Raw genomic sequence first — 22,080 nt, 5'->3', positions numbered from 1 at the left:
GCGGGTGAGGTCAGTCCGCGATCGGCAGATAGACCCGGTTGCCGGCGGCGGCGAACTCCTTGGACTTCTCCGCCATGCCCTCCTCGATCTCACTCTTCGTCCCGCCGTGCTGGCGGCGGATGTCCTGGGAGATCTTCATCGAGCAGAACTTCGGCCCGCACATCGAGCAGAAGTGGGCCGTCTTCGCCGGCTCGGCGGGGAGCGTCTCGTCGTGAAACTCCCGTGCCGTGTCCGGGTCGAGGGCCAGATTGAACTGGTCCTCCCAGCGGAACTCGAAGCGCGCGTCGGAGAGGGCGTCGTCCCACTCCTGCGCGCCCGGGTGCCCCTTGGCGAGGTCCGCCGCGTGGGCCGCGATCTTGTAGGTGATGACGCCGGTCTTGACGTCGTCACGGTTCGGCAGGCCCAGGTGCTCCTTGGGCGTGACGTAGCAGAGCATCGCCGTGCCCCACCACGCGATCATCGCGGCTCCGATGCCGGAGGTGATGTGGTCGTACGCAGGGGCGATGTCGGTCGTCAGCGGGCCGAGTGTGTAGAAGGGCGCCTCCTCGCACACCTCCTGCTGAAGGTCGATGTTCTCCTTGATCTTGTGCATCGGGACGTGCCCGGGGCCCTCGATCATCGTCTGCACGTTGAAGCTCTTCGCGATCGTGTTGAGCTCCCCGAGCGTCTTCAGCTCGGCGAACTGCGCCTCGTCGTTGGCGTCCGCGATCGAGCCCGGCCGCAGGCCGTCACCCAGCGAGTACGTGACGTCGTACGCCGCGAGGATCTCGCAGAGCTCCGCGAAGTTCTCGTAGAGGAAGCTCTCCTTGTGGTGCGCCAGGCACCAGGCGGCCATGATCGAACCACCGCGCGAGACGATGCCCGTCTTGCGGTTCGCGGTGAGCGGGACGTACGGCAGCCGCACGCCCGCGTGGACCGTCATGTAGTCCACGCCCTGCTCGGCCTGCTCGATGACCGTGTCCTTGTAGATCTCCCAGGTCAGCTCCTCGGCACGGCCGTCGACCTTCTCCAGCGCCTGGTAGAGCGGGACCGTGCCGATCGGGACGGGGGAGTTGCGCAGGACCCATTCGCGCGTGGTGTGGATGTTGCGGCCGGTGGAGAGGTCCATGACGGTGTCGGCGCCCCAGCGGGTCGCCCAGGTCATCTTCTCCACCTCCTCCTCGATGGATGAAGTGACCGCGGAATTGCCGATGTTGGCGTTTACCTTCACCAGGAATCGCTTGCCGATGATCATCGGCTCGATCTCCGGGTGGTTGACGTTGGCCGGCAGAACCGCGCGCCCCGCGGCGATCTCCTCGCGGACGACCTCGGGCTCCACATTTTCCCGGATGGCCACGTACTCCATCTCGGGCGTGACCTCCCCGCGCCTGGCGTACGCGAGTTGGGTCACCGCCTGTCCGTCACGCCCGCGGCGCGGCTGGCGGGGGCGGCCGGGGAAGACCGCGTCAAGGTTGCGCAGACCGCCGCGCGGCGAGGTGTGCTTGATGCCGTCGTCCTCGGGGCGGACCGGGCGGCCCGCGTACTCCTCGGTGTCGCCGCGGCTGATGATCCAGTTCTCCCGCAGCGGCGCAAGGCCCCTGCGGACGTCGGTGTCGACGCTCGGATCGGTGTACGGCCCGGACGTGTCGTACAGCGTGACCGCCGTGCCGTTGGTGAGGTGCACTTGGCGGACCGGCACCTGAAGGTCGGGGCGTGAGCCCGTGACGTACCCCTTGTGCCAGCCGATGGACTTCCCGGCCTCACCCGCCTCTGCGGACAGGTTGGAGGCAGGCGTGCGTGCGTCCGATGTGGTCATGAGACCTACTCCCTACGCCGGCATTACCCGGTAACAGGTTCGGCGGTCGACGCAGCGGCTTCCGTCAGGCGATGTTTCATGTGAAACATCGCCGAAGCGGAGGTCAGCGCCCTCTCAGCCCGGTGCTCCGAGCTCCCGCGTGTGCAAAGGTGCCCCCACGCTAGCGTCATTTCTGGCGTGCTGAACAGAGGGCCCCCGCCGTTCTTGCGATGATCGGGCGGTGACCAACACGCAGCAGCCTCCCCCTCCGCCGCCGCATCCTCCCCATGACCAGGGGAACTCCGGACACGGGCATTCCCACAGCCATGGCCCCGCTGCGCCCGTTTCCAAGCATCTGCGTAAGGTCATCGCCGCGGTGCTCATCCCGTTCTCCGTCGCGGTCGTCGTCGGCCTCGTGGTTCTCTGGCCCGGAGGCGCCCCGCCCCACGCCCGCACGGGCGTCGGCTTCGACCGGCAGACCCAACAGGGCACCGTCACCCAGGTCGACAAGGTCGACTGCAAGTCCGTGAACGCCTCGGGCGAGACCCCGACCGGCGACACGTCGACCGCCGAGGGCCAGTCCGCCGAACAGCAGGCGAAGGGCACGTGCGGGAAGGCGACCGTCCGTGTGGACAGCGGCAAGGACACCGGGCGTACGTTCACGGAGATCGTGCAGCCGGACTCGCCACGGCAGTTGCACGGCGGCCAGAAGGTGATCGTGGCCTACGCGCCCGACGCGCCCAAGGAACTCCAGTACTCCGTCACCGATGTGAACCGCAGGCTCCCGATGGCGGTGCTTGCCGGGATCTTCGCGCTGGCCGTGGTCGTCGTGGGCCGGCTGCGCGGCGTCATGGCGCTCGTCGCGCTGGCCGTCAGCTTCATGGTGCTGACCTTCTTCATCCTGCCCGCGATCCTTCAGGGCTCGAATCCGCTGGTGGTGGCGGTGGTCGGGGCGAGCGCCATCATGCTGATCGCGCTCTATATGTGCCACGGTCTGACGGCCCGTACCTCGGTCGCGGTGCTCGGCACTCTCGTGTCGCTGCTCCTGATCGGCGTCCTCGGATCGGGGTTCATCGACTGGGCCGCGCTGACCGGCAACACCGACGACAACACGGGCCTGATCCACGGGCTTTACCCGCACATCGACATGAGCGGTCTGCTGCTCGCCGGCGTCATCATCGGTTCGCTCGGCGTGCTTGACGATGTGACGGTCACGCAGACGTCGGCCGTGTGGGAGCTGCACCAGGCCGATCCGACGATGGGCCGGCGCGCCCTGTACCGCGCGGGCATCCGGATCGGTCGCGACCACATCGCGTCCGTGGTCAATACGCTGGTCCTGGCGTACGCGGGCGCGGCCCTACCGCTGTTGCTGCTCTTCTCGATCGCACAGAGCAGTGTGGGAACCGTCGCCAACAGTGAGCTGGTCGCCGAGGAGATCGTGCGGACCCTGGTCGGCTCGATCGGCCTGGTCGCCTCGGTGCCGCTGACGACCGCGCTCGCGGCTCTGGTGGTCTCCGCCGACCGTCCGGGGCCCCCGTCCGCTGCCGCGGCCGGTCCGGCACGCGGAGGAAGGGGCCGGCGACGGAAGCGCTGAACCTCTGCGTGGGCACCCCTAAGGCGCCACTCTGCTGAAGCGTTACATCAGTTGATCGCCCACGGACTTCTGGAGCCCGTCAGCCGGCGCTCTGCTCCTCGGCGAGAATCCGGTCGAGTGCCTCGTCGAGATGCGCCTCGAAATCGGCGAGCGCCCGCTCCTGGCCGAGCGGGACGAGCTTGTCGGTGCGGTCCAGGAAGGCGACGAGGGGAGCGACACCCGCTCTGAACAGCGCCTGGTCACCGCCCACTTGGAGCCGGATGTGCACCTCGCCCGGCATCTCGCCCGGGCTGCCCGCCAGTTCCACCGGTTCGATGCGCACATCACCGTCGCCGCAGGGACCAGCCACCCCGTCCACCAGGAGCTCTCGACCGAAGGCCCAGGTCACCGGGGCGTCCCCGGGGAGGTGGAAGGTCAGCCGCACGGCGTAGGGATCAGCGGCGGCGTACCGCAGCTCCACCGGGATGCGGAACGAGAGTTCCTCGGAGACGAGGAAGCTCATCATGACCTCTGCTTGTACTGCCTGTACCGACTCGCGCATCGCCTACCCCGTCAATTTGCCGTCGATCGGGCGGGAACAACCTTCCCGACACCTTCGCATCTTGCTTAACGTACATGCGGGATCACAAGGAGTGAGTTTTCAGATGCTGATAGAGAAGGCGAGTGTCCTTACGAGTTTGCCGACTTCGTTCTGCAACTGCCGTGCCGCGGGCAGCAGACGACCGGCCTGATGGGACGGAAGCGAAACCGCCATCGTCGCCGCGGTGGACCCGACGGTGATGGGAAACGCGGCGCAGACCGTGCCCAACGCGTACTCCTGGCGCTCCACCACAGGCTGCATCCGCCCCAGGCCGTTCAGCCGCCGCAGCAGCGAGCGGTCGTCGCGCACCGTGTACGGGGTGATCGAATACGCGGGATAGCGGTCGAGGTGATCGCGTCGGCTCTCGTCGTCGAGCTGGGCGAGGAGGCACTGGCCGATCGCGTGAGCGTGCCCCGTCTCGCGGAAGTCGGCCCATTCCGCGACCGCGGGATTCCCGGGCGTGTCGGCGACAGCCACAACCTCGATCTCGCCCTCGCGGTAGACCGAGAAGTACACCGGGACCCCGATGGCGTCGCGCCAGTGCTGCAGTGCGTCGGTGATCATGCCGCGACGATTCTGCTGCGCTCCGCTGCTACTCAGCCGCTCGGCCGCCGCACCCAGGACGAACAGGCCCTTCTCCTTGCGGAGATAGCCCTCATGGGCGAGCGTGCGCAGCAGGTGGTACGCGGTGGGGAGCGCGAGGCCGGCCTCCCGGGCGAGCTGCTTGGCGGGCGCTCCCTCTTCGTGCGACGCGACGGCCTCGAGGAGGCGCATCGCGCGCTGGACGGAGCCGATGAGGGTGGGCGGGGCGCCGGTGGTGCCCTCGGCGTGAGCGTCGTCGTAGGTGTGCGTGCGACAGCCGAGGGGCGGGGGTACCGCGGGTGGGGACATGGCGTCAGCAGACATGCCGTCGGGGGACGTGATGTCGGCGGACGACGGGGCGGCGGAAAGCGGTTCAGCCGTGGCCAAGGTTCACTCCCGAAGCGCGTGGGGTCTCCCCCCGCTTCTCGGGAATCACGGGGGTGCGGCCGTCGAGTTCCGGACTCTAGCCCTGGCCACCACTTCAAGCGTGCCGCGCGGGGAAACTTCCCCCGCGCGAGCGAACCGTTGCCCTGTACTGAGCGAACCGTTGCCCGGTGTTACCAGTCGCTGCGCGAGGAAGAGCCCGCCATGAACTTCCGTACGACGTAGATGAGTCCACCGACCACGGCCACGAAGACCAGCACCTTGAAGAGCAGACCGATCACGAAGCCCACGACGCTGGCTATCAGCCCGCCGAAGACGACCAGGGCGATGACCGGCACCGCGACCCACTTCACCCACCACGGCATACCCGTGAAGATCTCTCGCACTGCCATCGTCCCTACCTCTCTCCCGAGCTGTATCGCTTCGATACGGCTTCTGCATTCGATGCTGGCATGCCGAGGCGCCCCGTGGGGACCGCGGACCCCTTGTCGTCCCCTGAGTAACCCCCTAGGGAACCCCGAGCCCCTCCGTCAGCTCTCAGGCGGAGAGAACACCACCAGAACCCGCAGGTCCTCGCTGATGTGATGGAACTTGTGGGCCACCCCGGCCGGCACATACACGACGCTGCCGCGCGCCACCTGGGTCGTCTCCATGCCGACAGTGAGCGATCCGCGACCGCTGACGACGAGGTACACCTCGTCCTGCTGGTGCGGCTGCTGCGGGTCCTGGTCCCCCGCGTCGAGGGCGTAGAGCCCGGCCGACATGTTCCGCTCCCGCAGGAACTGCAGATACGCGCCGTCGTTCGCGGCACGCTCCGCTTCCAGTTCGTCCAACCGGAATGCCTTCATCCCTCTTGTCCGCCCCTTGCCTGTGAGCGGCCTCGCTGGGCCACTCTCATGATCCGGTCTCGTCTGCCACGATCAGACACATGAAGAATTTTGTAGTCAAGACGATTGCCAACGCAGGGGCCCTCGCCGTCGCGGTGTGGCTGCTCGACAAGATCACGCTGACGGGTGACAGCACCGGCAAGAAGGTCGGCACGCTGATCATCGTGGCGCTGCTCTTCGGCCTGGTGAACTTCCTGGTCAAGCCCATCTTGAAGGTCCTCACCTTCCCGCTCTTCATCCTGACGCTCGGCCTGATCACGCTCGTGGTCAACGCCCTGATGCTGTTGCTGACCTCGTGGCTGGCCGACCAGTTCGACCTGAGCTTCCACGTCGACGGGTTCTGGACCGCCGTCCTCGGTGGCCTGATCATCTCGGTCGTCTCCTGGGCGCTGAACGTCGTGCTGCCCGACGACAAGGACTGAGACCGGCCGATATGCCCTTCCGTGTGTGCTTCGTCTGCACCGGCAACATCTGCCGCTCGCCCATGGCCGAGTCGGTCTTCCGCGCGCGCGTCCACGAGGCCGGGCTCGACGGCCTCGTGGAGGTGGACAGCGCGGGCACCGACGGCTGGCACGAGGGAGACGGTGCCGACCACCGCACCGTCTCCGTGCTGTCGGACGGCGGCTATGAAAGTGCCCATTCCGCCCGGCAGTTCAGCGCCTCGTGGTTCTCCCGGCTCGATCTGGTGATCGCCCTGGACGCCGGGCATCTGCGCACCCTGCGTCGCCTGGCGCCGACCCCGAAGGACGCCGACAAAGTCCGCCTGCTGCGCTCGTACGACCCCTCGGCCGGAACAGATCTGGACGTACCGGACCCGTACTACGGCGGTATCGATGGCTTCGAGGAATGTCTGAGAATGGTGGAGTCGGCGAGCGATGGTCTGCTCGACGCGGTACGCGCAGCACTGGAAGGACGGGCGACATGACGCAATCGGCGCAGATCGGGGACGGTACAAGGGCAGTGAGGGCGGGGCTGCCCGAAGCCGCGAAGAACGATCCGACGCTCCCAGGGCCTGTCTTCGCAGCACACTTCCACCTGCCGGGCGATGTCTCGGGGCCCTATACGTACGGCCGGGATGACAACCCGACGTGGACCCATCTGGAGCGGGCCATCGGCGAACTCGAGGCGCCCGGCCAGGAGGATGTCGACACCCTCGTCTTCGCTTCCGGGATGGCCGCCATCTCAGCGGTGCTGTTCTCGCAGCTCAAGGCCGGCGACGTGGTCGTTCTGCCGAGCGACGGCTATCAGGTGTTCCCGCTCGTCCGCGAGCAGCTCACGGCGTTCGGCATCGAGGTCCGCACCGCACCCACCGGCGGCGACGCCCAGCTCGACGTCCTGGACGGCGCGAAGCTCCTGTGGATCGAGACGCCGTCGAACCCCGGCCTCGACGTGTGCGACGTGCGGCGGCTCGCCGAAGCGGCACACGCACGTGGCGCCCTGGTCGCGGTCGACAACACGCTCGCCACACCACTCGGCCAGCGCCCCCTGGAGCTCGGCGCCGACTTCTCCGTGGCCAGCGGCACCAAGCAGCTCACCGGCCACGGCGACATCCTGCTCGGCTACGTGACCTGCCGCGACGCCGAGCTGACCGCCTCGGTTCGGGGCTGGCGCAAGATCGTCGGTGCGATCCCCGGCCCGATGGAGGCCTGGCTCGCCCATCGCTCGCTCGCCACGCTCCAGTTGAGGGCGGAGCGGCAGAACGCCAACGCGCTCGCGCTCGCTCTCGCCCTGCGCGACCGCGACGACATCGAGGGCCTGCGTTACCCGGGTCTGCCCGACGACCCCTCGCACAAGATCGCCGCGCAGCAGATGCGGCGCTTCGGATGCGTGGTCTCCTTCACGCTGCCCACGCGCGCGCGTGCCGAGCAGTTCATGGAGGCCCTGACGCTGGTGGACGACGCGACGAGTTTCGGCGGCGTGCGGTCCACCGCCGAGCGCCGTCGCCGCTGGGGCGGGGACGATGTCCCGGAGGGCTTCATCCGCTTCTCCGCCGGCGCCGAGGACCCGGACGACCTGGTGGCCGATGTGCTGCGCGCGCTCGACGAGACGGCCGCCTAAGGCCTCTCAGGGGCCACTTCGTGCCCGTCGCGGCATCGGCCTCATCCCTGGCTACGCACAATGGACGGCCCGAGCCTCCCCCCTCGTGGCTCGGACCGTCCCCGGTTCCTGCGCGCTAAGAACCGCGCGCATAAGGCTAGTTGACTCTGTGTCAGTGTCCAATCACAGTAGCGACAGAGACCTATCGACATATTTATAGTTGGGACCGGCCCGGGGGCCGCGAGGGGAGGACACCGCCATGGATCTCGCCCTGCTGCGCACGTTCGTGACCGTGCACCGGGCGGGCTCCTTCACGCGGGCCGCCGCCCTGCTCGGCCTTTCGCAGCCCGCGGTGACATCCCAGATCCGCACCTTGGAACGGCAGTTGGGCCGCCCGCTGTTCCTGCGCCAGGCACGTGGCGTGACCCCCACCTCCATCGGAGACGAGCTCGCCCACAAGGCCGCTCCGCACCTCGACGCCCTCGTGGAGATCACCGAGACCGGCATCGACGAGGAGTCGCCGGTCCGCACCCTGCACCTCGCGGGTCCGCCGGAGTTCACCGCCGAGCGCGCGCTGCCCGCCCTCACCGCGCTCACCCGTGACGACGGCCAGAGCTTCGCCCTGCGCGCCTCCTTCGGCAACGCCGAGGAAGTCCTCGAGGGCCTTGGTGCCGGACATCATGATCTGGTCATCACGACGGCCCGCCCACGCGGCGGCCTGCTCACCGCGACTCCGCTGTGCGACGAGGAGCACGTCCTGCTGGCCGCACCGCGGTGGGCCGCCCGCATAGGGCCGGGCACCCTGCGCCGTGACGGCGCGGCCGCACTGAAGGATCTGCCGCTGGTCGAGGCGCACGAGTCGCTGCCGTTCGTGGCCCGCTACTGGGCCGCCGTCTTCGACTCACGCCCGGCCACCTCGGGCACGGTCATCGTGCCGGATCTACGCGCGGTGCTGGCCTGCACCATCGCTGGGGCCGGGCTGGCGGTGCTCCCGCGCTACCTCTGCGCGCCGGCTCTGGAGCGCGGCGAGGTCGTGGCGCTGCTCGATCCCCCGGTGCCTCCGCTGCGGACGTACTTCCTTGTCGTGCGTACGGGCACGCTGGCCATGCCACACATCGCGCGGGCGCACGAGTGGCTGCTGCGTGCCGCCGTCGATTGGTGCTGATTGACTGAGGCCAGGTCGGTACGGAATGTTTCACGTGGAACCGGCGGGGCCACATTCCTCCCATGACCGTCCGACCCGTGGTCAAGCGCACCGCACGCGCCGTCCTGCTCGACGGCAACGACCTGATCCTGATCAAGCGGACCAAGCCCGGCATGGATCCGTACTGGCTGACCCCCGGCGGCGGGGTCGAACCCGAGGACGAGACCGTCGTCGACGCCCTGCACCGCGAGGTGCACGAGGAGCTCGGCGCCAAGATCCTCGATGTGGTGCCCTGCTTCGTGGACACCGTGGAGCACATCAGCGAGGACGGCGGCGCCACCGGCGTGAAGGTCCAGCACTTCTTCGTCTGCCGACTCGAGTCGATGGACCTCAGCCAGCGGCACGGCCCCGAGATCGAGGAGCCGTGCGGCGAGTACGAGATCGTGCGGGTGCCCTTCACCCGCGTCGGCATCGCCTCGGTCCATCTCGTCCCTCTGTCCCTGCGGCACTATCTGGACGGCAACATCGAGGGCGTACGGGCGATGCACGCGCCTGACCTGGGCTGACGGGGCGGAGCCTCGGGTCTTGGTTGCCCGCTTCCGCACGGGCCCGTCTGCAGGGTGCTCGGCCGCCGGCCTCAGTTGCCGGTCACGACGAGTTCCTCCACGGAGTCATGGCGGATCCGGTCCACCGGGATCCCTATGTCCCGCAGGGCGTCGACACCGCTGCGGATCATGCCGGGCGGACCCGAGAGATAGGCGTCGTACTCGTTCCAGGGGCCGTACTCGCGCACCGCGTCGGGCAGTTGCAGATGGGCCTGCTGATCGACGATCGGACGGACCGCCAGCCAGGGATGGGTCTGCTGCAGCCGCAGCATCGTGTCGATGTCGTACAGGTCGTGGTCGGTGCGAGCCCCGTAGAACACCTCGACCGGGCGCCGGTGGCCGTGCTCGGCGACATCCTCGACGAGGGCCTTGATGGGCGCGATGCCGGTGCCACCGCCGAGGCAGAGAAGCCCGCTGTCGGAGCTGTGGTCCACCGTCATCGAACCGGAGGGCGGGCCGAGGCGGATCACATCGCCCGGGCGGGCACGGTGCACGAGCGCGTTGGAGACCCACCCCGCCGGAACGGCCTTCACGTGGAACGAGAGCAGCCCGTCGGAACGGGGCGCCGAGGCGAAGGAGTAGTGCCGCCAGATCCGCGGCCACCACGGCGTCTCCACGCTCGTGTACTGCCCGGCGAGAAACGGGTACGGCTGGTCGGGCCGGACCGTGACCACGGCGATGTCCGGGGTCCTCAGGTCGTGCGAGACCACCTCTCCGTACCACCACGCGGGCGCGCGCAGCTCGTCCGCCGCCGCCGCGTCGATCATGACCTGGGAGATCGTCGTGTACGTGCGCACCCAGGCCGCCTCCGTCTCCTGGTCCCAGGTCGTCGTCGCGTACCGGGACAGCGCGCCGATCAGGCACTCGCCGACGGCGGGGTAGTGCTCGGGCTGCGTGCCGTACTTGCGGTGCCCGCCGCCCAGGTTCTTCAGGTACGGGACGAGAACGCTCTTGTTGTCCGCGTGCTCGGCCGCCATCAGCAGCGCCTTGAGCAGCCGGTCGCGCTGGGTGTCCATCGAGGCGGGGAACAGGGGCCGGAGTTCGGGGTGGCGCACGAAGAGCAGCGCGTAGAAGTACGAGGTGACCTTGTCGGCGTCGGGGCCGACCTCCTCCAGTGTGCGGCGGATGAGCCGGGTGTCGGGGGAGGCCTCGGGCGCGGGAGCCGGGCGGGGGGTGGTCTCTGCCCTGGGCGCCGTTGGTGCCGGGGGTGCGGAGTGCGGTGGCTGCGCGGGGCTCGATCCTTGCCCGTGCCGGGCGGCTTGAGGGCGCGCGTTCCCGTAGGGCGACGCCTGAGGCGGGGTGGGGCCAGGTGCTGACGCGTGCTGGGGGGCGGGTGCGGCCTCCGTCGCCGGGGCGGGGCCCTGCGCGGGCACCGTCTCCACGTGGCCGTCCGATATTCGATCGGGTCGGCCGACAGGCCGTATCGGCGTGACCTTGCGCCCCTCTGACGGCGTCTCCTGGTCCGGGCTCGGGCCGGTGGGCGGCGCCTTGCGCGGAGTGAACCAACCGCCCCCGCCGCCGGAGCCGGAGTCGGCCGACGTAGTGGTCGGAGCGTCCATGCTGTGCCTCGCCTCGAACATCTTTCGGTCGGTCTGCGTACTTCCGCGATCGGAAGTCGCTCTTTCCCCGTTCTGCCGCGACAGAATGCGGCGGCCCAAGTGAACCCGCATTCCGGCCCGCTACGGACAAGTAAGGCAGGAATGTGACATTGCCCGCAGTTCCTCACCCAGCATGCCATCCGGCGCGATCCCGCAAGCCACATAGCGGAAATAGCAGGTCTTCGATCTCTCCGTCCCGTTAGGCTGTCTTGGCCTGCGTGCATGGTCCGGGTTGCGCCGGGCGCGCCTGCCTCGGACCGGAGTCGACCCTACCGGCACCCGCCAAACGCACAAGTCCCCCTTGCCCAGCAAGGAATTCGACAGGCGATATGCCCCTGCAATCCCTCAATTAGCGGGTGTGCCGTACCAATTCGTACGCCTCCCGCAGATCGCGGCCTGCATACGAGTGGGTCGCCAGACCCGCGACGTGCTGATCCGCATTGATCGCGACCGATACCGGCACGGCGCCGAACAGCTCCACATCGGAGAACGAGTCGCCGTAGGCAATGCAATCGGCCCGGGGCACCCCGAACCTTTCACAGAGCAGGTCCGCGATCTTCACCTTCGCCGCGGCACTGAGAAGGCCCGTGGGGTCGACGGGCTCGGCGAAGGGCACCGCGGGAAAGCGCGAACCGTATGCCGCATGGGCGCCCCACCCCGTCAGCCGCTCCACGAAGAACGACGGCGAGAGCGAGACCACAGCGCAGTACTCACCGCGCGCCCGTATCTCCGCCCAGGTCTCCCGGATTCCCGTCAGCCACGGCGCACCCTCGAACGCGGCCGTCACGTGGTCGGGCGTGAGCCCCGCCCACAGGGCGTGCACCCGCCGCGCGTACTCCGGCGGACCGATGCGCTGAGCGCCGATCTCGCGGTCCAGGGCCACCGCCTCGGCCTCGAACCCCAGTTGACGGGAGATTTCCACGGGCGCCGACGTGCCGTGCAGCAGCGTTCCGTCCAGATCGAAGAGATGCAGTCTTGCCATGTACGCCGAGGCTAGTACGCGGGGTTACTCCCTCTGTCGGACGCCCTCGAAGGCCACTCCCGGCACGGTGTTTCACGTGAAACTACGCCGTCCCGCACGCCGGGCCACCCTCGTCGTCCACGTGACGTCCTCCGCTTGCTGGCTGGGGCTCACGCTCGGTCTGCTCGCGCTCGCCGTCACGGCGATCACCACGGGTTCCGATCCGATGGTCGAGGGCGCCTGCCGCGCCATGAAGGTCTTCACGGACTGGCTGGTGATCCCACTCGCCCTGCTCACTCTGCTGAGCGGCCTGCTGCTGTCGCTGGGAACGCCCTGGGGCCTCGCACGGCACCGCTGGGTCTACGCCAAGTTCTGGCTCACGCTCGCCACAACCGCCGCCTCGATCTTCGCCCTGCGTCCCGGCGCCAACGCCGCGGTCGCGGCGGTCACGGCCGGTACTCCGCTGCCTCGACCGAGCGATCTGGTGGCCGGTCCCATCGTCTCCCTGACCGCCTATCTCTTCATGACGGTGATCTCGGTCCTCAAGCCGTGGGGACTGACGCGACGTGGCCGAAAGCAGCAGCTTGCTGCCCGCAAAGCGGTGGACGCGGACCGGCTGCGTCAGACAGCCTGACCTGCGTGTCGACACCTCCGCTCTCTGATCTGCCCATCCGCCGACTCACCCCGCGCGACCTCATGGCGTGCGCCGACCTCTCCGAGGACCGCGGCTGGCCCCGCGAGGAACACAAATGGGGCCTGCTGCTCTCGGCCGGCACCGGCTACGGCATCGACGACCCCGACGAGGGCCTGGTGAGCGCCTGCGTGGTGACCGACTACGGCCCGCCGAACCGGCCCACGCTGAGCGCCATCGGCATGGTGCTCGTCGCCGAACGCCACGCCCGTCGCGGCATCGGCCGCCGCCTCATGCAGTACGTCGTCGAGCAGGCGGACACCACACCGCTCACCCTGCACGCGACCCCGTACGGCCGCCCGCTCTACGAGGGGCTGGATTTCAAGGTCACCGGGCGCGCGGAGATGGTGCGGGGGCATTTCGCCCCCGGCGGAGCGACGCCGTCCGTGGCCACGCGCGCCGCGACCGCGGAGGATCTCCCGGCCATCCTTCGTCTGGACGCGGAGGTCTTCGGCCCCGACCGCACCCACGTCCTGACCCGCCTGCCGGCCTTCGCCGACCAGCTGCGCGTGGCCGAGGACGGTGGCGAACTCATCGGATTCGCGGCCGCCTGGCCCAACATGGACACCCACGTCATCGGCCCGCTGATCGCCCGCGACACCGAGACGGCGAAGGCCCTCGTCACCTCGCTCGCCGCCGGAACGGATCGCCCCCTGCGTACCGACATCGACGTGCGCCACGAGGAACTGCTGGCGTGGATCAAGGCACGGGGGGTGGAGTCCCAGGCCTTCAACGCCGTGATGACCTACGGCACCCCCGGCCTCCCCGGCGATTGGACACGCCGTTTCGCGCCCCTGACGGTCGCCGCGGGTTGAGCTGGACCGGGCAGCGCACACGACGAAGTCCGCCCCCGGACACTGTGGGATCACGGTGTCCGGGGGCGGACTTCTGTCTGGGGAGACGCGTCGCGCCTACGTCTCGTTCAGCTTCAGACGAGCTCCGTCACGGCTGCTGTGGCGAACCCGTGGTCCTGCTCCGGTGCGCCGCCACCGACACCGATGGCGCCAATGAGACGCCCGTCGCGGTGGACGGGGATGCCGCCCGCGATGAAGAGCAGCGGCCGGTCCAGGGCGGTCGGCAGGCTGTGGAAGGGGCCGTCGGGCTTGACCAGGTCGACGAGGTCCGCGGTCGGGGCGTTCAGCTGGAGGGCGGTGTACGCCTTGCGGGTGCTGGTCTCGCCGGAGATCAGCACGGCCTGGTCGTCGCGACGGAAGGCGAGCAGGTGTCCGCCGGCGTCGAGGACGGTGACGCTGACGGTCACTCCGGCGGACTCGGCCGCACGACGGGCGGCGGTCACGAGGATCTCCGCGTCCTGGATGGTCAGCGGCGCGACTGCGGTGGTGGTGGTGCTCATGAGGGGGTTCTCCTTGCGGGTTTGTGCGGTGGAACAGGTGCGGGGACGACGGTGGCCCTGCGGGTGGGGTGAGGTGAGCGGTGGCCGCTCAGCTGTGAGCGGGTTCCGCCTGCCGGGTCCCTTCCGGCGTCGCGCCTGCGACAACCGGGCTCGAGACCTTGGACCGGCGCTCAAGGCCGGCGGACACGACGGCCAGGACGAGCGCGGCGGCGGCGAGGACGGCGCCGACCCAGTTGGGGGCCGTGTAGCCGAGGCCGGCCGCGATGACCAGGCCGCCGAGCCAGGCCGAAAGGGCGTTGCCGAGGTTGAAGGCGCCGATGTTGACCGCGGAGGCCAGCGTGGGAGCGCCGTGGGCGTGGTCGAGGACCCGCTTCTGCAGCGGCGGCACCGTGGCGAAACCGAGTGCGCCGATCAGCGCGATGGAAATCGCCGCCAGGACCTTGTTGTGGGCGGTCAGCGTGAACAGGGCCAGCACGACGGCCAACCCGCTCAGGGCGACGTACAGCATCGGCATCAGCTTGCGGTCGGCGAACTTTCCGCCGATCAGGTTGCCCGCGACCATGCCGAGGCCGAACAGGACGAGGAGCCAGGTCACCGACGTGTCGGCGTAACCGGCGACGTGCGTCATCATCGGCGCGATGTAGGTGATGGCAGCGAAGACTCCGCCGAAGCCGAGCACTGTCATGGCCATCGCCAGCAGGACCTGGACGTTCTTGAAGGCAGCGAGCTCGTGCCGCAGGTGGACGCCTTCGGCCTTGGGCACGTCGGGGACGAGCTTGGCGATGCCGAGCAGTCCGACGACTCCGAGCCCGGCGACGGCCAGGAAAGTGACGCGCCAGCCGACGCTCTGGCCGATGAGCGTGCCCAGGGGTACGCCGACGACGTTGGCGACGGTCAGGCCGGTGAACATCATGGCGATGGCTCCGGCCTTCTTCTCGGGGGCGACCAGCTCGGCCGCGACGACCGCGCCGATTCCGAAGAAGGCGCCGTGCGCGAGTGAGGCGACCACGCGGCCGATCACCATGACGAGGAAGACGGGCGCCACCGCGGAGAGCACGTTGCCCACGATGAACAGAACCATCAAGAGCAGCAGCATCCGCTTGCGCGAGATGCGGGTGCCCAGAATCGTCATGAGGGGGGCGCCGAACATGACGCCGAGGGCGTAGCCGGTCACCAGGAATCCGGCCGTGGGGATGGAGACGCCGAAGTCACCCGCGACCTCTGGGAGCAGCCCCATGATCACGAATTCCGTGGTTCCGATCCCGAAGGCCCCGATCGCGAGAGCCAGAAGCGCGAGAGGCATAGGGTTCACCTTCCCAAACTGTTGCAGGTGCGCTTTGCGTGCGTTCACAATACTTGCAGACGCGCACTACTTGCAAGCGCGGACAATTTCACACGTGGACTATCCTGGGTTCAGCCGCATCGGGATGGAGGAACTAGAGCCATGACCGCCACAGACCCCGCACTCACCGCCCTGGCCCAGGGCTGGTGCACCCTCTCTCTGCTCCACGGGAGGATCGAGACCCATATCGAGCGCGCTCTGCAGGCGAAGCACGACCTGAGCGTGCGGGAGTACTCGCTCCTTGATGTCCTCAGCCGCCAGCACGACGGCGAAGGGGGTCACCTGCAGATGAAGCAGGTCGCCGACGCCGTCGTCCTGAGCCAGAGCGCCACCACGCGCCTGGTGACGCGTCTTGAAGACCGCGGTCTACTGGCCCGCTATCTCTGTCCGACCGACCGGCGCGGCATCTACACGAACGTGAGCGAGGCCGGTCTGGCCCTCCTCGCCGATGCGCGGCCCACCAATGACTCCGCCCTGCGCGAAGCACTCGACGAAGCGGCGAAGAACCCCGAACTCGCCCCGCTGGTCCGCGCGGTGGAAGCCGTACGCGTCCCGGCCTGAGGCGCCGAGCCGGCAAGGACGCGGGGCCGCCGGCACCGGGCAGGCCGGGGCCACCTACCCATGGCCGCATAGGCTGCGGCCATGGGAGATCTTGAAATACGGCCTGCCATCGCCGCAGACGTCCCGGCCATCGTGGCGATGCTGGCGGACGACCCCTTGGGCGCCCGCCGCGAGTCACCGGACGACCTCACGCCATACCTGGAGGCGCACGCCCGCATCACCGCGGACCCCAACCAGCACCTGGTCGTCGCCGTGCGCGAGGGGCGCACTGTCGGCACCCTCCAGCTCACCGTCATCCCCGGGCTCTCGCGGAAGGGCTCCACACGCTCGATCATCGAGGGCGTCCGCATTCACGCGGACGAGCGTGGCAGCGGGCTCGGCACACTGCTCATCGAGTGGGCCATCGACGAATCCCGCCGCCAGAACTGCCAGTTGGTACAGCTGACGTCCGACGCCACCCGGACCGATGCCCATCGCTTCTACGAGCGACTGGGTTTCGAGGCGTCACATGTGGGCTTCAAGCTCCAGCTCTGACAACGCCGACGGGCCGGGTGGTCGCGTGTTTCACGTGAAACGGACGACCACCCGGCCCCTTCGCCATGTCGACCGGGATCGAGACCGACCTGGAGAGCGAAGCCGATCGGGAACGAGATCAGCTAGGAACGAGGAAGCCCCCGCCAGCCCTCCGGATCCACCCCGCCAGGAACCGGCGCCTCCTTCTCGTACGGCTCACGCGTGAAGACGAACGATCCGAGATCGAGATGGCTCACCGACCCGTCGGGCCGACGTTCGACGCGCAGGAGCTCCCCCGCGTAGTAGCCGTCCAGTCCCGTCCAGGTGCCGTCGCCGTTCGGACGGAATCGTGAGTCCCGCGCCCCACCCGTCAACGGCCCGAGCGAGACGCCTCCGTCGGCCGTCAGCCGCAGTACCGTGCTCTGCGTCCCCCAGTACCAGGGCCCGGCGAGCTCCAGCACCGCCGCATCGACCTCCGGCAGAGGCCGCCACGGCTCAGGGATGCGCGGCTCGGCCTCGGCGACGACATGGAGCAGGTCCGTACTGACCGTCGATGCGGGCACTCCCGACGTGCAGTTGGCGAGGGTGACCGCGGCCAGACCGTCCTCCTCGCTGAACCACAGCCCCGCCACGAACCCGGGCAGCGAACCCCCGTGCCCGGCCAGCACCCGTCCGTTCCTCCGTACGAGCTGAAGCCCGAGACCGTACGAGGAGTCCCAGTCCCCCGGCAGCGTGGGTGCCGCGGGCGTACGCATCTCGCGTACGGACTGTGCACTCAGAACCCGGTCGTCACCCTCCATCAGGAATACGGCGAACCGCCCCAAGTCCGCTGCCGTCGACCAGAGTTGTCCCGCCGGAGCCATCAGCCCCAGGTCCTCCGCGGGCTCCGGCATCATCACATCGGCCCAAGGGTGCACGGCCCAGCCACCGGCGTGCGGGGCCTGCGGCTGCCCGCTCGTCCGGTGCAGGCCGAGCGGATCCAGAACCTCGCGGCGCAGGACGTCCTCCCACTGGGCACCGCGCAATGCCTCGACCACCGATCCAAGCAACGTATAACCGGGGTTGGAGTAGTGATGCTGCTTGCCGACCGGATGCCTGAACGGCTCTTCACCCAGCACATCCGCGAGCTCGGGGCGCAGCGAAGACGGCGAACGCTCCCACCACGGCCCCGGAGTCTCAGCAGCCAACCCACCAGTGTGCGCGAGCAGTTCGGCAATGGTGACCTGACCGGCACCCGTGCCCGGCAGATGCTTTTCCAGCGGGTCCCCGAGGTCGAGCAACCCCTCGTCGCGCAGCCTCAGCACCAGCACGGCCGTGAACGTCTTGGTGATCGAGCCGATCCGGTACTGCACGTGCTCGTCCGGAGCATGCCCGTCCACGCAGGTACGCCCACCGCTCCACACCAGCTCACCGTCGCGCACGACCCCGGCCACCAGCGAAGGGGACCGGCCTTCCGCCTGAGCGGTGGCGATGCGGTGCAACAGAGCTCGGCGCGTCGTGGGCAGCAGTTCTTCAGGGGATGTCGTCATGCCCCAAGTCCACCCCGCCGGCCGCCGGGCGTCGACCGCTTTTAAGCCGACGGCTCCGAGCCGAACCGCTTCGGAGCACCCAGCTTCAGGGCGAGCAGAACCAGGTCGAGCGGGATCAGGTCTGCGCCATGTCCACGAAGCGCGAGTAGTGACCCTGGAAGGCGACCGTGATCGTCGCTGTCGGACCGTTACGGTGCTTGCCCACGATGATGTCGGCCTCGCCCGCGCGGGGCGACTCCTTCTCGTACGCGTCCTCGCGGTGCAGCAGGATCACCATGTCCGCGTCCTGCTCGATCGAGCCGGATTCACGCAGGTCGGACACCATCGGCTTCTTGTCCGTACGCTGCTCGGGGCCACGGTTCAGCTGGGAGAGCGCGATGACCGGCACTTCCAGCTCCTTGGCCAGGAGCTTCAGGTTTCGCGACATGTCCGAGACTTCCTGCTGACGGCTCTCGGAGCGCTTCGAACCACCGGCCTGCATCAGCTGCAGATAGTCGATGATCACGAGCTTGATGTCATTGCGCTGCTTGAGGCGACGGCACTTCGCGCGGATCTCCATCATCGACAGGTTCGGGGAGTCGTCGATGTAGAGCGGGGCTGCCGACACCTCGGGCATCCGGCGCGCGAGCCGGGTCCAGTCCTCGTCGGTCATGGTGCCGGAACGCATGTGGTGCAGTGCGACCCGTGCCTCCGCGGACAGCAGACGCATCGCGATCTCGTTCCGGCCCATTTCCAGGGAGAAGATGACGCTGGGCAGGTTGTGCTTGATCGAGGCGGCCCGGGCGAAGTCGAGCGCCAGTGTGGACTTACCCATGGCGGGGCGGGCGGCGATGACGATCATCTGGCCCGGGTGCAGGCCGTTCGTCAGGGAGTCGAAGTCCGTGAAGCCGGTGGGCACACCGGTCATCTCGCCGCTACGGGAGCCGATCGCCTCGATCTCGTCGAGGGCGCCCTCCATGATGTCGCCGAGTGGGAGGTAGTCCTCGCTGGTGCGCTGCTCGGTGACCGCGTAGATCTCGGCCTGCGCGCTGTTCACGATCTCGTCGACGTCGCCGTCGGCCGCGTATCCCATCTGCGTGATGCGCGTGCCCGCCTCGACGAGCCGACGCAGAACCGCCCGCTCATGGACGATCTCGGCGTAGTACTCGGCATTGGCCGCCGTCGGAACCGTCTGGACGAGGGTGTGCAGATACGATGCGCCACCGACCTTGGTGATCTCGCCACGCTTGGTGAGCTCGGCCGCGACCGTGATCGGGTCGGCCGGCTCGCCCTTCGCGTACAGGTCGAGAACCGCCGTGAAGATCGTCTCGTGCGCGGGGCGGTAGAAGTCGTGGCCCTTGATCACCTCGACGACGTCGGCGATCGCGTCCTTCGACAGAAGCATGCCGCCGAGGACGGACTGCTCGGCGTCGAGGTCCTGGGGCGGGACTCGCTCGAAGGACGGAGGTCCGTCGTCCCAGCCGCCGTCGCCACCGCGATCGTGCTGCTCCTCGCGCACCCGCCCACCGCTGCCACGCTGGCGGGAGGCAGGCAGACGGTCACTGGGACCGCTGTCGGCCCAGGGGTCGTCCAAAGGCTCGGAGATACTCACCGGGCCACCTCCTCCAGTCCGCCGGGCGGACCTCGCCGTGCCCTCTTTCTTACGGCACGACACTGACAAATATGGGGACCCGACTCCGGTTCTGACGCGTCGGTTCATGACGTTTCCGAGGCCTGAAATCGTGGCGGGCGCCGCACCACGGTAGGCCCCTCGGCACCTTCAGCCAATCTGGTTATCCACAGGCGGTGTGGATGAAGGGCCTCTCGCTGTGGAGAACTCCGCAAAACCTGTGCACGACACGGTGGACAGCCCTGTGAACAAGCCCTCAAGGGGCGCGCAGAAACGTGCCTGACCTGCGACTTTCCCATCCACCGGCTGTGCAGGAAAAATACTTTCCCGGTCGGCCCAAGATCGCCGTAAACGGTGTGTGACGCCACGCCCAGGAGGCACCGAAGTAAGGACTCCAGGGCGGTTGCATCTCTTACCTGTGGAAGATTACATTGGTGCTCATGACACAGGCTCCCGCGGCGTCCAAAGCCGCCCGGCGGCGACATGACCGCGAGATCGTCGCGCTGGCCGTCCCCGCCTTCGGCGCGCTCGTCGCCGAGCCTCTTTTCGTGATGGCCGACAGCGCCATCGTCGGCCATCTGGGCACCGCCCAACTGGCCGGTCTCGCTGTCGCCTCATCCCTCCTGATGACCGCGGTCAGCGTCTTCGTTTTCCTGGCCTACGCGACCACGGCCGCGGTGGCCCGCCGCGTCGGCGCCGGAGATCTCCAGTCCGCGATCCGCCAGGGCATGGATGGGATCTGGCTCGCGCTGCTGCTCGGCGCTGCGGTCATCGCCATCGTCCTGCCCACGGCTCCCGCAGTCGTCGAGCTGTTCGGCGCCTCCCACACCGCGGCGCCTTACGCGATCACCTACCTGCGGATCTCCTCGCTCGGCATCCCCGCGATGCTCGTCGTCCTCGCCGCCACCGGAGTCCTGCGTGGCCTCCAGGACACCAAGACCCCGCTCTATGTCGCGGTCGGAGGCTTCGTCGCCAACGGCGCACTCAACGCGGGGCTCGTCTACGGCGCCGGCCTGGGCATCGCAGGATCCGCCTGGGGCACCGTCATAGCCCAGGTCGCCATGGCCGCTGTCTATCTTTTCGTCGTCGTGCGCGGTGCACGTCGTCACGGCGCTTCCCTGCGCCCTGACGCCGCCGGGATACGAGCCTGCGCCCGAGCGGGCGCCCCGCTGCTCGTTCGTACCCTCTCGCTACGCGCCATCCTCATGATCGCCACCGCGGTCGCAGCCCGGCTCGGCGATGCGGAGATCGCCGCGCACCAGATCATCCTCTCCTTGTGGAGCCTGCTGGCCTTCGCGCTCGACGCCATCGCCATCGCGGGCCAGGCCATCATCGGGCGCTACCTCGGAGCTGGCGACGCCCAGGGTGCACGGGATGCCTGTCGCCGCATGGTGCAGTGGGGCATTGCCGTGGGAGTCGTCCTCGGACTCCTGGTGATCGTCTCCCGACCGCTCTTCATCCCACTGTTCACGAATGATCAGGTGGTGCAGAACGCGGCAATGCCCGCTCTCCTGATGATTGCGCTCTCCCAGCCCATCTGCGGCATCGTCTTCGTGCTCGACGGGGTCCTGATGGGAGCCGGCGATGGCCCGTATCTCGCCCGGGCGATGCTCGTCACCCTCGCAGTCTTCACGCCGGTCGCCCTGTTGGTGCCGGTCTTCGGCGGGGAGCTCACCGCACTGTGGGGCGCAATGACTTTGATGATGACCGTGCGGCTGCTGACCCTGTGGCTGCGCTCACGCTCGGGCCGTTGGATCATCACAGGCGCCACGCGCTGACCCGGTTTCACGTGAAACGGTGACCGTGAAACATGTTGGGCCGCACCCCGAGGGGTGCGGCCCAACATTTGCTTCAGCTCTGCCAAGCGCAGTGCTTAGGCGGAGACGACCTCGACGCTGACCTTGGCGGCAACCTCGGGGTGCAGACGCACGGACGTCTCGTGGGCGCCCAGCGTCTTGATCGGCGAGCCCAGCTCGATGCGGCGCTTGTCGACCTCGGGGCCACCGGCAGCCTTGATCGCCGAAGCGACGTCGGCCGGGGTGACGGAACCGAAGAGACGACCGGCGTCGCCGGAGCGGACAGCCAGGCGGACCTTGACGCCCTCGAGGCGGGCCTTGATCTCGTTGGCCTGCTCGATGGTCGCGATCTCGTGGATCTTGCGCGCACGACGAATCTGCGCGACGTCCTTCTCGCCACCCTTGGTCCAGCGGATCGCGAAGTTCCGCGGGATCAGGTAGTTGCGGGCGTAGCCGTCCTTGACGTCTACGACCTCGCCGGCGGCACCGAGGCCGGAGACCTCGTGGGTGAGGATGATCTTCATTAGTCGGTCACCCTT

23 protein-coding genes and 1 riboswitch are annotated in these 22,080 nt (G+C 68.6%); of the genes, 11 read left to right on the top strand and 12 right to left on the bottom strand.

The features are described from left to right. Positions 1 to 10: 10 nt before the first annotated feature. Positions 11 to 1,795: a phosphomethylpyrimidine synthase ThiC gene (gene thiC / locus ACIPWY_RS14565; RefSeq protein WP_362907801.1), complete on the bottom strand. Its 1,785-nt coding sequence runs from the start codon at positions 1,793 to 1,795 to the stop codon at positions 11 to 13. Then, a riboswitch (TPP riboswitch) is annotated at positions 1,788 to 1,944 on the bottom strand. (Overlaps the previous gene by 8 nt.) Before the next feature lie 71 nt (positions 1,945 to 2,015). Here thiC and ACIPWY_RS14560 point away from each other — a divergent pair. Further along, on the top strand, positions 2,016 to 3,368 hold the full coding sequence (locus ACIPWY_RS14560; protein WP_393699240.1) for a YibE/F family protein: 1,353 nt from the start codon (positions 2,016 to 2,018) through the stop codon (positions 3,366 to 3,368). A gap of 79 nt (positions 3,369 to 3,447) precedes the next feature. On the opposite strand, the gene ACIPWY_RS14555 is transcribed toward ACIPWY_RS14560, so the two are convergent. From ACIPWY_RS14555 to ACIPWY_RS14540, 4 genes are all read right to left on the bottom strand, one after another. After that, positions 3,448 to 3,909: an SsgA family sporulation/cell division regulator gene (locus ACIPWY_RS14555; RefSeq protein WP_362907799.1), complete on the bottom strand. Its 462-nt coding sequence runs from the start codon at positions 3,907 to 3,909 to the stop codon at positions 3,448 to 3,450. 99 nt (positions 3,910 to 4,008) lie between these two features. Then, on the bottom strand, positions 4,009 to 4,839 hold the full coding sequence (locus tag ACIPWY_RS14550; protein WP_383890260.1) for an IclR family transcriptional regulator: 831 nt from the start codon (positions 4,837 to 4,839) through the stop codon (positions 4,009 to 4,011). 248 nt (positions 4,840 to 5,087) lie between these two features. Next, complete coding sequence (locus ACIPWY_RS14545) at positions 5,088 to 5,300, bottom strand: DUF5326 family protein (protein WP_362907847.1); 213 nt, start codon at positions 5,298 to 5,300, stop codon at positions 5,088 to 5,090. 144 nt (positions 5,301 to 5,444) lie between these two features. Then, positions 5,445 to 5,762 (bottom strand): cupin domain-containing protein, encoded by a 318-nt coding sequence (locus tag ACIPWY_RS14540; RefSeq protein ID WP_362907797.1) that lies wholly within the window; start codon positions 5,760 to 5,762, stop codon positions 5,445 to 5,447. 80 nt (positions 5,763 to 5,842) lie between these two features. On the opposite strand from ACIPWY_RS14540, the gene ACIPWY_RS14535 reads away from it, so the two are divergent. The 5 genes from ACIPWY_RS14535 (at position 5,843) to ACIPWY_RS14515 (ending at position 9,548) form a co-directional block, all read left to right on the top strand. Next, positions 5,843 to 6,223 carry a phage holin family protein gene (locus ACIPWY_RS14535; RefSeq protein WP_362907796.1) on the top strand — a complete coding sequence of 127 codons (381 nt, stop codon included), beginning with the start codon at positions 5,843 to 5,845 and terminating at the stop codon, positions 6,221 to 6,223. Between the two features lie 11 nt (positions 6,224 to 6,234). Next, positions 6,235 to 6,726 (top strand): low molecular weight protein-tyrosine-phosphatase, encoded by a 492-nt coding sequence (locus ACIPWY_RS14530; RefSeq protein WP_383890024.1) that lies wholly within the window; start codon positions 6,235 to 6,237, stop codon positions 6,724 to 6,726. Next, entirely contained in the window at positions 6,723 to 7,859 is a 1,137-nt protein-coding gene (locus ACIPWY_RS14525; RefSeq protein ID WP_393699243.1) for a cystathionine gamma-lyase, read from the top strand. The genes ACIPWY_RS14530 and ACIPWY_RS14525 overlap by 4 nt, the downstream gene beginning before the upstream one ends. 238 nt (positions 7,860 to 8,097) lie before the next feature. Further along, positions 8,098 to 9,003, top strand: coding sequence for a LysR family transcriptional regulator (locus ACIPWY_RS14520; protein WP_362907793.1), 906 nt, complete (start codon positions 8,098 to 8,100; stop codon positions 9,001 to 9,003). A gap of 62 nt (positions 9,004 to 9,065) precedes the next feature. Beyond that, a complete protein-coding gene (locus tag ACIPWY_RS14515; protein WP_362907792.1) occupies positions 9,066 to 9,548 on the top strand; it encodes an NUDIX hydrolase in 483 nt (160 codons plus the stop codon). A gap of 71 nt (positions 9,549 to 9,619) precedes the next feature. On the opposite strand, the gene ACIPWY_RS14510 is transcribed toward ACIPWY_RS14515, so the two are convergent. Beyond that, a complete protein-coding gene (locus ACIPWY_RS14510) occupies positions 9,620 to 11,146 on the bottom strand; it encodes a globin domain-containing protein (RefSeq protein ID WP_362907791.1) in 1,527 nt (508 codons plus the stop codon). Positions 11,147 to 11,534: 388 nt separating this feature from the next. Next, on the bottom strand, positions 11,535 to 12,167 hold the full coding sequence (locus tag ACIPWY_RS14505) for an HAD-IB family phosphatase (protein ID WP_362907790.1): 633 nt from the start codon (positions 12,165 to 12,167) through the stop codon (positions 11,535 to 11,537). Positions 12,168 to 12,243: 76 nt separating this feature from the next. On the opposite strand from ACIPWY_RS14505, the gene ACIPWY_RS14500 reads away from it, so the two are divergent. Together ACIPWY_RS14500 and ACIPWY_RS14495 are read left to right on the top strand one after the other, a co-directional pair. Beyond that, positions 12,244 to 12,780 (top strand): DUF2269 family protein, encoded by a 537-nt coding sequence (locus ACIPWY_RS14500; protein ID WP_362907789.1) that lies wholly within the window; start codon positions 12,244 to 12,246, stop codon positions 12,778 to 12,780. Between the two features lie 5 nt (positions 12,781 to 12,785). Next, positions 12,786 to 13,652, top strand: coding sequence for a GNAT family N-acetyltransferase (locus tag ACIPWY_RS14495; protein WP_393699247.1), 867 nt, complete (start codon positions 12,786 to 12,788; stop codon positions 13,650 to 13,652). A 113-nt stretch (positions 13,653 to 13,765) separates the two neighbouring features. Here the strand turns inward: ACIPWY_RS14495 and ACIPWY_RS14490 are convergent, their stop codons facing one another. Both ACIPWY_RS14490 and ACIPWY_RS14485 read right to left on the bottom strand, forming a co-directional pair. After that, positions 13,766 to 14,191, bottom strand: coding sequence for a heme-binding protein (locus ACIPWY_RS14490; protein WP_362907787.1), 426 nt, complete (start codon positions 14,189 to 14,191; stop codon positions 13,766 to 13,768). A gap of 88 nt (positions 14,192 to 14,279) precedes the next feature. Further along, positions 14,280 to 15,494: an MFS transporter gene (locus tag ACIPWY_RS14485; RefSeq protein WP_362907786.1), complete on the bottom strand. Its 1,215-nt coding sequence runs from the start codon at positions 15,492 to 15,494 to the stop codon at positions 14,280 to 14,282. A gap of 141 nt (positions 15,495 to 15,635) precedes the next feature. Here ACIPWY_RS14485 and ACIPWY_RS14480 point away from each other — a divergent pair, with 141 nt between their 5' ends. Continuing rightward, positions 15,636 to 16,094, top strand: a complete 459-nt coding sequence (locus ACIPWY_RS14480; protein ID WP_362907785.1) for a MarR family transcriptional regulator — start codon at positions 15,636 to 15,638, stop codon at positions 16,092 to 16,094. A gap of 81 nt (positions 16,095 to 16,175) precedes the next feature. Continuing rightward, positions 16,176 to 16,628 carry a GNAT family N-acetyltransferase gene (locus ACIPWY_RS14475; protein WP_362907784.1) on the top strand — a complete coding sequence of 151 codons (453 nt, stop codon included), beginning with the start codon at positions 16,176 to 16,178 and terminating at the stop codon, positions 16,626 to 16,628. Positions 16,629 to 16,750: 122 nt separating this feature from the next. Here the strand turns inward: ACIPWY_RS14475 and ACIPWY_RS14470 are convergent, their stop codons facing one another. Further along, positions 16,751 to 18,136: a serine hydrolase domain-containing protein gene (locus ACIPWY_RS14470; protein ID WP_362907783.1), complete on the bottom strand. Its 1,386-nt coding sequence runs from the start codon at positions 18,134 to 18,136 to the stop codon at positions 16,751 to 16,753. Positions 18,137 to 18,251: 115 nt separating this feature from the next. Next, the gene (gene dnaB, locus ACIPWY_RS14465; protein ID WP_362907782.1) at positions 18,252 to 19,727 is read right to left on the bottom strand and encodes a replicative DNA helicase; all 1,476 of its coding nucleotides are present in this window, start codon (positions 19,725 to 19,727) and stop codon (positions 18,252 to 18,254) included. A gap of 458 nt (positions 19,728 to 20,185) precedes the next feature. On the opposite strand from dnaB, the gene ACIPWY_RS14460 reads away from it, so the two are divergent. After that, positions 20,186 to 21,523 (top strand): MATE family efflux transporter, encoded by a 1,338-nt coding sequence (locus ACIPWY_RS14460; protein WP_362907781.1) that lies wholly within the window; start codon positions 20,186 to 20,188, stop codon positions 21,521 to 21,523. Between the two features lie 95 nt (positions 21,524 to 21,618). Here ACIPWY_RS14460 and rplI read toward each other — a convergent pair whose 3' ends face one another. Continuing rightward, positions 21,619 to 22,065, bottom strand: a complete 447-nt coding sequence (gene rplI / locus ACIPWY_RS14455) for a 50S ribosomal protein L9 (protein WP_362907780.1) — start codon at positions 22,063 to 22,065, stop codon at positions 21,619 to 21,621. Between the last annotated feature and the right edge of the window lie 15 nt (positions 22,066 to 22,080).

Source organism: Streptomyces sp. NPDC090032 (genome assembly GCF_044748025.1).
Taxonomy (GTDB): domain Bacteria; phylum Actinomycetota; class Actinomycetes; order Streptomycetales; family Streptomycetaceae; genus Streptomyces.
The sequence above is the reverse complement of the archived record's forward strand: the minus strand, read 5'-3'. Positions and strand labels throughout refer to the sequence as shown.

What these genes read in the sequence shown, in the direction of transcription:
- ACIPWY_RS14475 (WP_362907784.1), top strand. Translation starts at nt 16,176, where the DNA reads ATGGGAGATCTTGAAATACGGCCTGCCATCGCCGCAGACGTCCCGGCC.
- ACIPWY_RS14550 (WP_383890260.1), bottom strand. Translation starts at nt 4,839, where the DNA reads ATGTCCCCACCCGCGGTACCCCCGCCCCTCGGCTGTCGCACGCACACC.
- ACIPWY_RS14460 (WP_362907781.1), top strand. Translation starts at nt 20,186, where the DNA reads ATGACACAGGCTCCCGCGGCGTCCAAAGCCGCCCGGCGGCGACATGAC.
- thiC (WP_362907801.1), bottom strand. Translation starts at nt 1,795, where the DNA reads ATGACCACATCGGACGCACGCACGCCTGCCTCCAACCTGTCCGCAGAG.
- ACIPWY_RS14520 (WP_362907793.1), top strand. Translation starts at nt 8,098, where the DNA reads ATGGATCTCGCCCTGCTGCGCACGTTCGTGACCGTGCACCGGGCGGGC.
- ACIPWY_RS14535 (WP_362907796.1), top strand. Translation starts at nt 5,843, where the DNA reads ATGAAGAATTTTGTAGTCAAGACGATTGCCAACGCAGGGGCCCTCGCC.
- ACIPWY_RS14485 (WP_362907786.1), bottom strand. Translation starts at nt 15,494, where the DNA reads ATGCCTCTCGCGCTTCTGGCTCTCGCGATCGGGGCCTTCGGGATCGGA.
- ACIPWY_RS14505 (WP_362907790.1), bottom strand. Translation starts at nt 12,167, where the DNA reads ATGGCAAGACTGCATCTCTTCGATCTGGACGGAACGCTGCTGCACGGC.
- ACIPWY_RS14480 (WP_362907785.1), top strand. Translation starts at nt 15,636, where the DNA reads ATGACCGCCACAGACCCCGCACTCACCGCCCTGGCCCAGGGCTGGTGC.
- ACIPWY_RS14540 (WP_362907797.1), bottom strand. Translation starts at nt 5,762, where the DNA reads ATGAAGGCATTCCGGTTGGACGAACTGGAAGCGGAGCGTGCCGCGAAC.
- ACIPWY_RS14515 (WP_362907792.1), top strand. Translation starts at nt 9,066, where the DNA reads ATGACCGTCCGACCCGTGGTCAAGCGCACCGCACGCGCCGTCCTGCTC.
- ACIPWY_RS14470 (WP_362907783.1), bottom strand. Translation starts at nt 18,136, where the DNA reads ATGACGACATCCCCTGAAGAACTGCTGCCCACGACGCGCCGAGCTCTG.
- ACIPWY_RS14490 (WP_362907787.1), bottom strand. Translation starts at nt 14,191, where the DNA reads ATGAGCACCACCACCACCGCAGTCGCGCCGCTGACCATCCAGGACGCG.
- ACIPWY_RS14510 (WP_362907791.1), bottom strand. Translation starts at nt 11,146, where the DNA reads ATGGACGCTCCGACCACTACGTCGGCCGACTCCGGCTCCGGCGGCGGG.
- rplI (WP_362907780.1), bottom strand. Translation starts at nt 22,065, where the DNA reads ATGAAGATCATCCTCACCCACGAGGTCTCCGGCCTCGGTGCCGCCGGC.
- ACIPWY_RS14555 (WP_362907799.1), bottom strand. Translation starts at nt 3,909, where the DNA reads ATGCGCGAGTCGGTACAGGCAGTACAAGCAGAGGTCATGATGAGCTTC.
- ACIPWY_RS14525 (WP_393699243.1), top strand. Translation starts at nt 6,723, where the DNA reads ATGACGCAATCGGCGCAGATCGGGGACGGTACAAGGGCAGTGAGGGCG.
- ACIPWY_RS14530 (WP_383890024.1), top strand. Translation starts at nt 6,235, where the DNA reads ATGCCCTTCCGTGTGTGCTTCGTCTGCACCGGCAACATCTGCCGCTCG.